The sequence below is a fragment of the Anabaena sp. FACHB-1237 genome (assembly GCF_014696225.1).
Taxonomy (GTDB): domain Bacteria; phylum Cyanobacteriota; class Cyanobacteriia; order Cyanobacteriales; family Nostocaceae; genus FACHB-1237.
In genome coordinates, this window is the sequence record NZ_JACJPV010000041.1 from 1 (window position 1) to 13,410 (window position 13,410).

The 13,410-nt window shown below is 32.8% G+C and carries 12 protein-coding genes; 5 read left to right on the plus strand and 7 right to left on the minus strand.

All coding sequences use genetic code 11. From position 1 onward, the window contains the following. The 3 genes from H6F32_RS16450 to H6F32_RS16460 all read right to left on the minus strand — a co-directional run. On the minus strand, positions 1 to 758 hold a 758-nt coding region (locus H6F32_RS16450; protein WP_190370389.1), incomplete at its 3' end, for an RNA-guided endonuclease TnpB family protein. Between the two features lie 180 nt (positions 759 to 938). Then, on the minus strand, positions 939 to 1,061 hold the full coding sequence (locus tag H6F32_RS20660) for a MerR family DNA-binding transcriptional regulator (RefSeq protein WP_242031159.1): 123 nt from the start codon (positions 1,059 to 1,061) through the stop codon (positions 939 to 941). A gap of 428 nt (positions 1,062 to 1,489) precedes the next feature. Further along, entirely contained in the window at positions 1,490 to 2,449 is a 960-nt protein-coding gene (locus H6F32_RS16460) for an AAA family ATPase (protein ID WP_190370390.1), read from the minus strand. Positions 2,450 to 2,791: 342 nt separating this feature from the next. Between H6F32_RS16460 and prmA the strand changes: the two genes are divergently transcribed. The 3 genes from prmA (at position 2,792) to H6F32_RS16475 (ending at position 5,697) form a co-directional block, all read left to right on the plus strand. Further along, the gene (gene prmA, locus H6F32_RS16465) at positions 2,792 to 3,709 is read left to right on the plus strand and encodes a 50S ribosomal protein L11 methyltransferase (RefSeq protein WP_190370391.1); all 918 of its coding nucleotides are present in this window, start codon (positions 2,792 to 2,794) and stop codon (positions 3,707 to 3,709) included. 228 nt (positions 3,710 to 3,937) lie between these two features. Beyond that, positions 3,938 to 5,143, plus strand: coding sequence for an AAA family ATPase (locus tag H6F32_RS16470; RefSeq protein WP_190370392.1), 1,206 nt, complete (start codon positions 3,938 to 3,940; stop codon positions 5,141 to 5,143). Further along, the gene (locus tag H6F32_RS16475) at positions 5,140 to 5,697 is read left to right on the plus strand and encodes a DUF4276 family protein (RefSeq protein ID WP_190370393.1); all 558 of its coding nucleotides are present in this window, start codon (positions 5,140 to 5,142) and stop codon (positions 5,695 to 5,697) included. Before H6F32_RS16470 ends, H6F32_RS16475 begins: the two co-directional genes overlap by 4 nt. Positions 5,698 to 5,725: 28 nt before the next feature. Here the strand turns inward: H6F32_RS16475 and H6F32_RS16480 are convergent, their stop codons facing one another. Continuing rightward, on the minus strand, positions 5,726 to 6,340 hold the full coding sequence (locus tag H6F32_RS16480; RefSeq protein ID WP_190370394.1) for a TetR/AcrR family transcriptional regulator: 615 nt from the start codon (positions 6,338 to 6,340) through the stop codon (positions 5,726 to 5,728). 178 nt (positions 6,341 to 6,518) lie between these two features. Here H6F32_RS16480 and H6F32_RS16485 point away from each other — a divergent pair, with 178 nt between their 5' ends. Next, positions 6,519 to 7,883, plus strand: a complete 1,365-nt coding sequence (locus tag H6F32_RS16485) for an HlyD family secretion protein (RefSeq protein WP_190370395.1) — start codon at positions 6,519 to 6,521, stop codon at positions 7,881 to 7,883. 56 nt (positions 7,884 to 7,939) lie between these two features. Next, complete coding sequence (locus H6F32_RS16490; protein WP_190370396.1) at positions 7,940 to 9,883, plus strand: ATP-binding cassette domain-containing protein; 1,944 nt, start codon at positions 7,940 to 7,942, stop codon at positions 9,881 to 9,883. A gap of 108 nt (positions 9,884 to 9,991) precedes the next feature. On the opposite strand, the gene H6F32_RS16495 is transcribed toward H6F32_RS16490, so the two are convergent. From H6F32_RS16495 to H6F32_RS16505, 3 genes are all read right to left on the minus strand, one after another. Then, on the minus strand, positions 9,992 to 10,402 hold the full coding sequence (locus tag H6F32_RS16495) for a type II toxin-antitoxin system HigA family antitoxin (protein WP_190370397.1): 411 nt from the start codon (positions 10,400 to 10,402) through the stop codon (positions 9,992 to 9,994). Beyond that, complete coding sequence (locus H6F32_RS16500) at positions 10,390 to 10,677, minus strand: type II toxin-antitoxin system HigB family toxin (RefSeq protein WP_190370398.1); 288 nt, start codon at positions 10,675 to 10,677, stop codon at positions 10,390 to 10,392. Before H6F32_RS16500 ends, H6F32_RS16495 begins: the two co-directional genes overlap by 13 nt. Before the next feature lie 149 nt (positions 10,678 to 10,826). Then, positions 10,827 to 13,190, minus strand: a complete 2,364-nt coding sequence (locus H6F32_RS16505; RefSeq protein WP_190370399.1) for a dynamin family protein — start codon at positions 13,188 to 13,190, stop codon at positions 10,827 to 10,829. Positions 13,191 to 13,410 lie beyond the last annotated feature (220 nt).

The window sequence follows — 13,410 nt, forward strand, 5'->3', positions numbered from 1 at the left end:
TAAGTAGTGATTTTATCAAGAGTATCTTTTCTCAAATTTGCTACTTTAGCGTGATGTCTAGCTAGTTTAATTTTAGCTTTGTGTTTATTATTTGAACCTTGATTTTTTCTAGCATAAATCCTGGAAAGTTTCTTTAACTTCCCTAAGTTCTTACGATAATGCTTATTATTCTCAAAAACTTTTCCGGTGCTTAGTGTGGCCAAAGTTTTCACACCTAAATCAACACCAACAGCATCATGTTTTTTAATAGTTGGTTGACATTCTTGTTCATAAGAAAAAGCAATAAACCAACTATCAGCAGTTCTGGAAATAGTCATACTTTTGCAAGTAGCATGAGGTAAACCTTCATAAGTTTTCACCCATCCAATTGTCGGTAGTTTTATTGACGTACCACCTACAGGAATTGGTTTACCACCATTGTCAATGATAAAACTATCATTTTTTCCTTTCTTTTTAAAGTTGGGATATTTTGACTGTCCTTTAAAGAATCTCTGGAAAGATTCACCTAAGTTATCAAAGGCGTATTGAGTGATTTTTTGACAAATACCTTTTTCTTTAATCCATGTAAATTCAGGTTTTACATGATTGTTAAAAAACTTCTTGAGAAGATATTTGTTTGGCTTTAATCCATGATTATACAAATCTTGCCAAGTCGCTAAACCCCAATTATAGGTAAACCTAGCTATACCCGCGTGTTTAGCCATTAATATTTCTTGGGTTTTATTTAACTTGAGTTTTGTTTTAATGGATAAAAGCATTAGAAGCTCTCAACACTGTATTTCTTTATTGTCTAAGTTTGACACACTTTGTATTGTTTCCATCACAGATATTTGGTTTTTAAGTTCAGGTTTTTGACTACTAGAAGATACTCGGCAATAAACAACCACTTTTCGTTTTGACTCTATAGGTTTTAACCCTTGAGTAATCAATAAATCATCTTAGGTGTAAAAACGATGCCCCGACAAAGTCCTCTTGGCTGGAAGTTTACCTTCTACATCCCATCTCTGCAAGGTCTTAACTGAAACTCCAATCTTTTTAGCAAATTCATGAGGCTTAAACATAAAATCACCCCTAGGTTTGTCTATGAGTGTACAGGTTTGTTTAAAATTGTCAACTTAGGACAATCTCTTGTGTAGTACAAATTTACTATATTGCCAAGGGTAAAAATAAAAACTTACCCTGTTTTATTTTATACTTTAAACAGGGTAAGCTGTTGTGCTTTTAACTTGAATAATTAATACAAGCAAGATGCTTGTGCTACTGTAACTTCAGGCTTTTTAATTATACAGTGAGTGCTGCACATTAGCTTAGTGTTCTATTTTGGATTATTTTACATAGGACTTACACAAGTTCCATACCAAAAATCTGATTTAGGGTGCTTCAGATATCAAGAATCTGTTTATTTGCATTATTTACGCTGTGTGGCGCACCCTACTAATGTGCTATTTTGGATTATTTTACAATCACCAATCACCAATCACCAGATGATCTAGCTTTCTGTTTCACAGTCAGGAACACCTTCTCTAAATACGCGACTGGCTAAAATATCTGCCGCTTCAATGGTAATTAGATCCTGCTTGTTTAATTTTCTACCACTACTTAACAGGCGATTTGCTTGACGTAATCTTGCCCTATCTATGGCATTACGCACACTGCGAGCATTAGCAAAATAAGGCATAGTTTTACGTTTCACTAAGTATTCTTTAAAAGCAACTTCTGCTTCCTGACTAAAACAATAGTTTTGCGCTTTAACTATGTGTTGGGCAATGATCATCAAATTATCAACGCTATAATCATTAAATTCTATATGGATACCAATGCGGGAATTCATGCCAGGGTTACTATGGAAAAAATGCTCCATTTGCTGCTTATAACCTGCAAGAATCACGACTAAATCATCTCTTTGGTTTTCCATAACCTGCATGATAATTTCAATGGCTTCTAAGCCAAAATCGCTAGGATTTTCTGGACGATATAAAGTATAAGCCTCATCAATTAATAAGACTCCTCCCATAGCACTATTTAAGACTTCTCTAGTTTTTGGTGCTGTTTGTCCGATCCCTTGACCGACTAAATCATCTCTAGTCACTAACATTACATTTTCGCGGCGGATATATCCTAAGCGATAAAGAATTTCCGCCATCCGCATAGCTACGGTGGTTTTACCCATGCCTGGGTTGCCTAAAAATGTCATGTGTAAACTAGGCGCACCTGCATTTAACCCTAAACTCTTACGAATGCGATCAACCAGCAACAAAGCTGCCATTTCTTTAATTTTATTTTTGACAGACTTTAAACCTACTAATTCCTGATCTAGCTTGTCTAAAATTTCTTGAATATGAGACTCTTGAAAAGCAGTTTCTAAGTCTATGTTTTGATCTGTATCTATCACTTTGTTTTGTTCTGTAACGACATTAATTGTATCTTTCTCTAATAGCTGTTCTGTCATGACTATTACCTCTGATGGTTATGTGGGGGAATGTTCTTGATAATAGCCTTGAATGCGGAAATATAAAAGAATTTTATTCTAATACTAACGATATATTTTTTTTAATTATCAATTACTAAATAGACTGATAAGGAAAATGTAATTTTGAGGAATGATACGTAAAAAAATATGCCATAAAAAATACTCTAGTATTGTAGGGTGCGTCAGACTCCATAAATTCTATCAATCAACAGATTGATCATATCCGACGCACCCTATGTATCTTTTGATAAATCAAATATGATTATCTTGAGTGATGATTAACGATAGAATAAGGATTACAGATTAGATAGGTTAGGAATTATGGCCAATACTTGGTGGGAACTTAATATATTATCTGAACCTGATTTAGAAGATTCTTTATTTTGGCGTTTAGAAACCTTTGGTTGTCGTGGTACAGCAGTGGAAAATAAAGGTAATCTTGCTTTAGTTAAAGCCTATTTACCAGGATTTCAAGCACAATTATTAGATTTGGCTGCTCTATCTTTATGGTTACGTCAAGATGCTTTATGCTTAGGATTACCTTCTCCTACTGTACATTGGCATTTAATTGATGAAGAGGACTGGTCTAGCAGTTGGAAACAACATTGGCAACCTGAAAAGATAGGCGATCGCTTTTTGATTAATCCTGCTTGGCTACCTTATCCAGATACTACACGGTTAGTGATTCGCTTAGATCCTGGGGTAGCATTTGGCACAGGAAACCATGCCACTACTCAATTATGTCTTGAGTCTTTAGAAATGCGTCTAAGTGAATTACGGGACTCTTTTATAGATTCAGAAAATCAAAGCAAACAGCCTATTATTGCTGATATTGGTTGTGGTTCAGGTATTTTAGGAATTGGTGCGATATTACTCGGTGCTGGAAAAGTATATGCTGTTGATAACGATCCTTTAGCTGTCAGATCCACGCTTAGTAACCGCGCTCTCAATGATATCCATCAAGAAATGCTTATTCCCTTGGAAGGAAGTGTAGATATTTTACAAAAAGTCATTCCTGAACCAGTGGAAGGTATTGTTTGCAATATTTTAGCTGATGTAATTATTGAATTATTGCCAGAAATGACTGCGATGACTAAATCTGCCACTTGGGGTATATTTAGTGGTATTTTATTAGAACAATCTCAAGCAGTTGCTGATGTCTTAGAAGAAAATGGTTGGATAGTAGACACCTTGTGTAAACGTAAAGAATGGTGTTGTTTTAATGCTCATCGTTGTTAAATAACAGTTAGCTATTAATATTAAATATTTAGCTGTAATTATGATTATATTGCGGGAATTTTACCCGCAAATTCAATACTATAATTCAATATAGGGGCTAAGTATATTGTTTTTGGTGATCAACAAGAACTAAAAAACAGATAATAGGAAAACTTGGAGGATACAAAAATCCTCATACAACCAACATTGATAATTTTCTGTAATCGAAATTCTCAAAAATGCTAAATTATGAAAATTGAAAGTATCCGTCTCAAAAATTTTAAAGCCTTCAAAAATGTGGAAATTAAAAACATTCCTCAAATGTGCGTTTTTGTCGGTGCAAATGGTACAGGTAAAACAACTCTTTTTAATGTATTTAGTTTTTTAAAATATGCTTTAACTGATAATGTTAATGTTGCTCTTACTAAATTAGGAGGAGGTCGAGGATTTAAGGAAGTAAGAAGTCGTAATTCAACCGGACCGATAGAAATTGAATTAAAATTTCGTATTCCTCTTCCTCAAGGTGATAAATCTCCATTAGTTACTTATTCTTTAACAATCAATGAAGAAGATGATCGTCCTATTATAGAAAAAGAGATTCTTCAATATAGAAGAGGTAGTAAAGGTCAACCTTGGAGGTTTCTTGACTTTTCTAAAGGTAAGGGACAAGCTGTTATTAATGAACCTGATCAGGTTATAGATGAAAAAGAATTAAAACGAGAAGAACACGAATTAAAATCACCAGATATTCTAGCATTAAAAGGTTTAGCACAATTTGAAAAATTCCCAGCAAGTAAAGCAATTGGTGATTTACTTGAAAACTGGCATATTTCTGATTTTCACATTCAACAAGCACGAATAGAAAGAGAATTAAGCTATGCTGAACACCTTTCTAAAGAGGGTGAAAATTTAGCAATGGTGACAGAATTTCTCTATCGAAAACATAAGGATATTTTCCAAAAAATTCTCGAAAAGTTAAAACAGAGAGTTCCAGGTATTAGTCAAGTTGATGCAAAAATTACCGAAGAAGGACGAGTATTATTGAGATTTAAAGATGGTGATTTTCATGATCCTTTTTTAGCAAGATATGTTTCTGATGGAACTATCAAAATGTTTGCTTATTTGGTGCTTTTATATGATCCACAGCCTCATCCTCTGTTATGTGTAGAAGAACCAGAAAATCAACTTTACCCTAAACTTTTATATGAACTAGCAGAAGAATTTAGGGAATATGCACGCAAAGGCAAAGGAGGTCAGGTTTTTATATCTACTCATTCTCCAGATTTTTTAAATGGTTGTGAACTTCAAGAAGTTTTTTGGTTACAAAAGGAAAGAGGTTATACAATAGTTAAACGAGCAAGTGATGATGAGCAAATTACAAATTATATGAAGGAAGGTGATCAACTTGGTTATCTGTGGAGACAAGGTTTTTTTGCAGGAGCAGATCCTTTATGAAAGAACTTGTTTTTTTATTAGAAGAACCATCTGCAAAAGCGATGATTGAAGGGATTTTACCAAGTTTAATACTAGAATCAAATATAGTAGTTCGGTATATTGTTTTTGAAGGTAAACAAGACCTAGAAAAACAAATAATCAGAAAATTACAAGGATATAATAATCCTCATGCAACATTCATTATTTTGCGTGATCAAGATTCTGGTAACTGCGAACTTATTAAAAGTATCCTCAAACAAAAATGTGAAGAAGCAAATAAATTTCAAGCTATTGTACGTATTGCTTGTCGGGAATTAGAAAGTTGGTATCTTGCTGATTTAGAAGCTGTAGAAAAGGCTTATAATAGAACCAATCTTTCCGTTTTACAAGCTAAAAAGAAATTCCGAAATCCTGATAATCTTCAAAGTCCATCCCAAGAATTAAAGTCTCTTGTACCGGAATATCAAAAAATAAACGTTTCAAGAATAATAGCACCGTATTTGAATATTGAAAACACAAGATCACCCAGTTTTTATTATTTTATTAGTGCAATAAAAAAAGTTAGTTATTCTTAATTTTTTCAGTTTGAATTATACATTATCCCTAACGCATAACCACATTTATTAAACTGTCTAATAAGCGATCGCGTGATAAATAATTTAATTCTTTGCCATATAAAATATCCTCTACAATCACATAAGATACCAACGAACCGAAAAAAATTTGCGCCATTGCTTCTGGATCAGAAATTCGCAATTCTGGATGAGATATAAAATACTGACTTAACATTTTTCTCCCTCTTTGTACCACAGTTTGATTATAAAGTTTGGCTAATTCAGGAAAGTTTTGAGATTCAGTAATAATTAACCTTAATAATGCTAAATAATCGGGGTTATCTGCTACTTTAGTTAAATAAATCTCTGCTAATTGACGCAGGAAAATTTCTGGCTTTTCGTGCAATTTTTCTGTAGAAAAAATACTTTCAAAACAAGCAATTGTCAACCTTTCTATTAATGCTTTAAATAACCCTTCTTTATCTTGAAAATTACTATATATTGTTTGTTTAGATACTTTTGCTTCTGAACTAATACGATCCATACTAGTTTTTACGTAACCTTCCTGTAAAAATACTCGTATAGCTCCTTGTAAAATTTTTTGTTGCTTTTGAGTCATAACAGGTAAAGTAGTTTCCAAGAGAGAAATAAAGGTTTTAACCATAAATAAACAGTAAATTTTCTTTGCATATATCTTGCTTAATCATACTAGACAGTCTAGTATGATGACAACAATTAAAATTTTCAATTTTTCAATTGAAATTTTCATTCTTTGCTTAATTTTTTATACAAATATATTTTCTTTCATATATTTGCACAATATAACTATCCAGGGTATTATTATGACTCAAACTATACCTACATCTCCCGATAATTTTACGGATAAACCAGGATTTAAGGACAAAAAAGCGAAAAAACCTATATTTCTTCTTCTGGGAGGAATATTAATAATAGGTAGTATTAGCTATGTAATATGGCGAAATCACTCACAAGTACCAGCAAATATACTAAAAGTAAGTGGTAGAATTGAGAGTTATGAAACGGAAATTGGAGTGAAACGTGCGGGTAGAATTGAGTCAATAAATGTACGGGAAGGAGTAGCGGTCAAACAAGGACAGGAATTAATTAGATTAGATGATGCCAGTGATAAATTATTGCAGGAACAGTTAAAAAGTGCTGATGCAAAAATAGCTGCGGCTGAATCAGATACACAACAAATGATTTTTGAGATTAAGCAAGTGCAAAGTAGTATAGATCAAATAGATAGCCAAATTAATGAAGCAAGGTTGAATTTAGATCAATCCCAAGGAGATACCCAAGGGAGAATTTTACAAGCACAGTCTAATTTAGCGGCGGCAAAAGCACAATTAGCGCAAAGTTTAGCACAAAAAAAACAAACAGAAGCAGAAGTAAATTTAGCAAAAATCAACCGCGATCGCTATAGTATCTTAGTAAGAGAAGGGGCAATAAATCGCCAACAATTTGATCAAACCCAAACAAATTTAGAGACAGCGATCGCCACATTAGAAGCCAAAAAAGCCGCAGTAAATGCCAGCAGAGAACAATTAAATGCAGCCCAGGGAGTATTAACTCAAGCGAAAACAACAGGATTAAATCCTGCAATTCGTAATGCCCAATTAGAAACATTAATGAGGAGAAAACAACAAAATTATGCCCAATTAAAATCTGCCCAATCTAAAGTAAAATCAGCGCAAGCTAAAGTGAGAGATGCCCAAGCAGCAAAACAACAAATAATCACTCAAATAGCAGATTCAAAAAAAGATTTGAATGTCATTAGTCCCTTAGATGGAATAGTGATATCTCGTAATGTTGAACCTGGAGGAATAGTAAATAATCAGACCAAAATATTAACAATTATTGATCCTAAAACCATATATTTTAGGGGTTTTATTCCTGAAGGAGATATCGGTAAAATTAGATTAGGACAAACCAGCAAAATATTCATTGATTCTGCACCAGATAAAGCATTATCAGGTAAAGTAATAGCCATTGATCCGCAAGCATCATTCACACCAGAAAATATTTATTTTCAAAAAGATCGAGTCAGACAAGTAATAGGAATTAGAATCAAAGTAGAAAATCCTCAAGGATGTTTTAACCCAGAAAATCCCTACACACAAACAGATTTACCCTGTGCTAAAATGGGGATGCCAGCAGATGCACAAATTGATCTTAAAGGAATCTAGTTCAAGATCCCCGACTTCTTAAAGAAGTCGGGGATCTAAGACAATTTAAAAAAAATATGAAACAAATACTCCCAAATATCACACCCAAATTATCACAAACATCCCCCATAATTCAAGTTAATAACTTACATAAACACTATGGAAAAATAGTAGCTATCAAAGGAATTAACTTTACTGTACATCGAGGGGAAATGTTTGCTTTAATAGGTCCAGATGGTGCAGGAAAAACCAGCACATTTCACATTTTAGGAGGTGTGATGGAAGCCACAGCAGGAGAAATCTTAGTATGTGATCAACCTGCCAGATCAGCTAGGTTAATGACTGGTTATCTCACACAACAATTTTCTTTGTATTTAGATTTAAGTATTGATGAAAACTTGAATTATGCAGCAGGTTTGCGACAAGTTCCCGATCATTTATTCAAAGAACGTCGACAAAAATATCTAAAATTAATGAACTTAGATAAATTTGGGAGTCGCTTGGCCGGACAACTTTCAGGAGGAATGAAACAAAAACTTGCCCTTTGTTGTTCCTTAATTTCTCAACCAGAAATACTTTTACTAGATGAACCTACCACTGGAGTTGATCCCGTTTCTCGACGAGAATTTTGGGATGTGTTAGCCGAATTATCAGCCGAAGGAATGACAATAATTGTGGCAACTCCCTATTTAGATGAAGCAGAACGTTGTCATCGTGTAGCTTTAATGTATAGTGGAGAAATTCATGAAATTGGGACACCACAAGAGTTAAGAAATAACTTAGGTTTACATCGTTTAGAAGTGCGAACAGAAAAGTTAGAAATCACAGAAGAGGTATTATTAAAAAGTGAGGAAAAAAATCTAGTAGATGTACAAATTTTTGGCGATCGCTTAGATGTTTTAGTAGAAGATATTACTCTTGCCGAAATGCAAGTTAATCAACTTTTGCAACAAAATAAATTACCATTACCTGACATTGAACATGGAGAACCTACGTTAGAAAATGTCTTTGTCACAAGACTTAGAGAACAAGGTTCAGTACCGCAATTTTTCCCATTTCCCAGATTTAGAAAAAGAGGAAAAAGTGCCACAAAAGAAATTGCCATATATGCCCATAAACTTAATAGAATATTTGGTAAATTTCAAGCAGTTAAAGATGTCAATGTAGAAGTTAGATATGGTGAAATATTTGGGTTATTAGGGGCTAATGGTGCAGGAAAAACCACCACAATTAAAATTTTATGTGGTTTATTAGAAGCTAGTGGAGGTGAAATTTCATTAGGAGGAGAAACGGGGAATTTACGCAGTGCAGAATTAAGAAAACGTATAGGTTATATGAGTCAGAAATTTACACTTTATGATGATTTAAGTATTATCCAAAACCTAGAGTTTTATAGCGGAGTTTATGGAGTACCGCGCAAATTAAGACGAGAAAAAATTGATTGGGTAATAGCTACCTGTGGTTTACAAGGTAAGGAAAATATGGTAACAGGACAATTACCAGGAGGATGGAAACAAAGAGTAGCTTTTGGTGCTTCTGTGATGCACGAACCAGATATATTATTTTTAGATGAACCCACATCAGGAGTAGATCCTTTAGCGCGTCGGCAATTTTGGAAACTAATAAATGATTTTGCGAGAAATGGCACAGCAATTTTAGTGACAACCCATTATTTAGAAGAGGCAGAACAATGTAATAGAATGAGTTTTATGGTTGCTGGAGAAACCGTTGTGGAAGGTTCACCAAGTTTTATTAAAGCATCACAACCAGGACAATTAATAGAGATTATTGTGAATGAAAATCAAGTTGCTTCTAGGTTATTAAAAAAACAATTTGCATCATGGAGAGTTTCTATTTTTGCTAATAGTTTACACATAGTTCTGGATGATCCAAAAACAGAAATACATCAAGTCAGGCAACTTTTAGAAGATAATAATATTACTATTCATTCGTTGAGAAATATTCCTTTTTCTTTAGAAGATGCTTTTATTGGGATAGTGCAAAGAACAACTGATAATTGATAATTGACAATTGATAATTAGCACTATTTCCGCTTGGTTATCCATATTATCAAATTACCAATTAAAATCAATGAAGCAAAAAAGGGATTATTTGGTAATAAAATTGTACTAATTTATAAAGACTTTAATGTTTACATGAAAACGTTCTACTAATTGTTGAATTTGATTAAAAGTTAATGCTTTTTCTTTATTTAAAATAGCCTGTATTGTTTCGGATGAACCAATTTCAGGTAAATCTGATAAACTCAGTTTGTGTTCTTCCATTAAATAAGCTAATACATCATTTCCATGACAATTAGGAAGAGGATAATGTTCTGTTTCATAAGCCTCAATTATCGTTCCTAATGTATCCAATAAATGATAAAGAGGATGTTGTTCATTAGTACCGATTTCATCAAGTAAATCATTTAATCTTATAATTGCTTGTTCATATTCTTCTTCATTACGAATTGTTAGTAAAGGAGAAATAGCACTCCAGTGGGTATTAATATCTGGGGGAAGAGTGGTTAGTTTTTCCATATATTTTTGTCGTATTCTGAATGAGTTAAGATATAACGAATGTAAACTTTTTGACGATTAAAGTGAATAGAAGTAATCAAGCGATATTTATTACCACCAATATTAAACACTATTAAATCACCTACAATATCAGCACTAGGAAAAACAGAACGTAATTCATCAAAATTTTCAAAAGTGCTAGAGTTAATAAGTTTTAACCAACGACTTAGCGCAGTTTCACTATCAGGATATTTTTCCCAAAATTGACGCAGGATTTTACGAGAAATAATGTGCATGACTGGATTTATAAAGCTATTATAGCAAATTTTCACATAAAACTGCAAAAGATTGTAAACTATCTCATCAAATCCCCAACTTCTTTTTTGATTCTGAAAAATACATTAATCAATTAATCTCAGAAGTCGGGGATATAAAAGTTTAGTGATTAAGGTTTCCAAGTGTTGAGAGATTGACGAATTAACATTAATTCCTGTAGATATTCCTTCAATTTCTCTTGTTGCAGATTCAAGCTATTAATGATTTTATCTGATTCTGCTTCTTTTGTCTCTCTTTCTTTTAGCAAACTATCAAAATCATCCTGAAATTTCTTGATGTAATCATTAATTTGCTGTTCTGCTTTTTTGAAATCATCTGCAATCTGTTTTTCAATCACTCGTTGTAATAATTCTCGATTATTTAAAACTTGTTCATCAATTTTTTGTTGAATTAATTGTGTTGTTTGACGTAAATCTACTTCATAAAAATCCTGTCTATCTTGATATTCAACATCTACATAATAGACTTTATCGGAATCACAGCAACGGCTTTCTGTTCTTTCCTCTTTTTTAGTTCTATTAAATACTTCTTGTTGTTGTTTAATTCTTGCGTCAATACCTGGAAATTCAAATTTAGGAAATTGAATTTTATTAATATTTAATTTGACTTGTAATTCTTTCCCCAAATAATCAGATAGTTCATTTGATATCTCTTGGATATCATTTTGAATTTTCAAAGCCAACTTTTCACGAATATTAGTACCATCTCTTACCAATGTATCTTGAGTATCTACCCAAAACTTTTGAATTAGAGAAGCAGAAGATTCATTGATAGTTTTACTAATCTTCTCAGCTTCATTTTTACTGCGAACTCTAATGATATATGGATCAGAAATTTTCGGTATTTCAACCATATCATCATTTGCAGAATTAAAAACTTGAGGAGTTTCTTTAGAAAGATATTGTAGTAAAGATGTACCTCCTTTTACACCTGCTCTAAATATACTGCCCAACCGTTGACTAAAAAGTTCCAAAATACCACCTCCCACATCAGCAACAATATCACCAAAATCACCAAAATCACCCCAATTAATACTTTGACTTGTCTTTGTAACTGGTGAACGATGAGCTTTCACTTTTTGGGTGGTAGATGATTTTGTAGATTGAGATTCAGCAATTTGATCAATTTGATATTGAATTTCTGCTTTAGTTTCTTCTGCAAATATATCAATACCTTGACTAAAACCATTGATGAGTATTTGCTTTTGTCTATCTACGGACTTTTTTACATTGTCTACCTTACTTCTAGCACTATCAGAACGTTTTTTGTATTCTTCAATCTTTTTCTTTAATGATGCAATATTTATTTCCCAACCACTAATTTTTGTGTTGAGAGTATCTTCAATTGTTTTAGCAGCTTTATCAATTATTGCTAAAACATCACTCAAAAGATTCCAACCTGCATTTTTAGTAATGGTTTCAATGACTGTTTCTTGAATAGTAGGAATACCGCTATCTCTTAATGCTTGTGGTGCTATTTTTCGAGGTGCGGGAATAATTTGATTTCCTTCTTCATCTTCAATTGCATATCTCGCACTAAAGAATTTTTTAAAGTCTCTGGTTTGACTTTCTGTAGCTTTTTGTTGTTGAATTAATTTTGCTAATAATCCTTGTCTGGAACTTGCAGGATAAATGATGGGGTTAGGAAAACCAAAATTGGATAATTCTCGTTGTAAATCTTTAATTACATCTTCAATTTCTCTATCTCTTTCAGTTTTCTGATCAACTTTATTAAGGATAAAATAAATTTTACCTTTTTCCTGTTGTAAAATTTCCTGGCGATTTTGTAATACTTCTTTAAATAAATCAGAAACTGCACTATCTTTGTAAGATGCGTAATTTAAAACAAATAAAATAGCGTTACAAGTTCTTAATGCTTCTAATGCTGTTTGTTTTAATGCGACTGTGTTAAAATTAGCTGATTCCCATTCATTAGGTCCTGGTGTATCTACTAGGGTAAAACCATCAAGGGAAGAAAGTCCACTAATTGCTTCTATATGATGTTCTATTTCAAACCGGATGGTATTATCAGGATTTCCAGTTTCTCTAATTTTACGGGTTCTCAATAAAAATTTGTGTTGAATTTCTCCTTCATCCCCTTCAGCTATCACAATTGCTTTTCTTACCCCTGTTTGATATTCTAACAGTCTGGGAACTTGATTAGCGGGAATGTGACGGACATCAGTACGACAAATGGTACAAGCTGCGGTTTCACTAGCTAAAATATCTGCACCAATAATAGCGTTAAGAAAGGTACTTTTACCAGCTTTCATAGCTGCAATAACCGCTACTTGATATTTTTGTTCCTTGAGGGCGTTTAATGCTTTATTGATGTTATTTTCTACACTTTCTAAACTTTTGGTATCATCACCTTCACTAAGACGACTTTGGCGAATTTCCTCAAGATATTTTAAAAGCCTTGTACCTAGTTTGTAAATACTGCTGTGTGCTGATTGGAATTGTTGTGAAGACATATTAACCCTTTAACTATCGAAGTAAAAACAACTAATATTAAAAACACGGAAACAACCAAGACGCTTACAATACTAAATATAATAACTATGTTTAAGTCTAATTGTAAATACTTATTTGATTAATTTTTTGATAATTTTGTTAAATTAAATACATAAAAATTAAACTATTTTAATAATCCAGGGAATAAATTTCCTATATAAAAGCTAAAGTCGCTTAAAA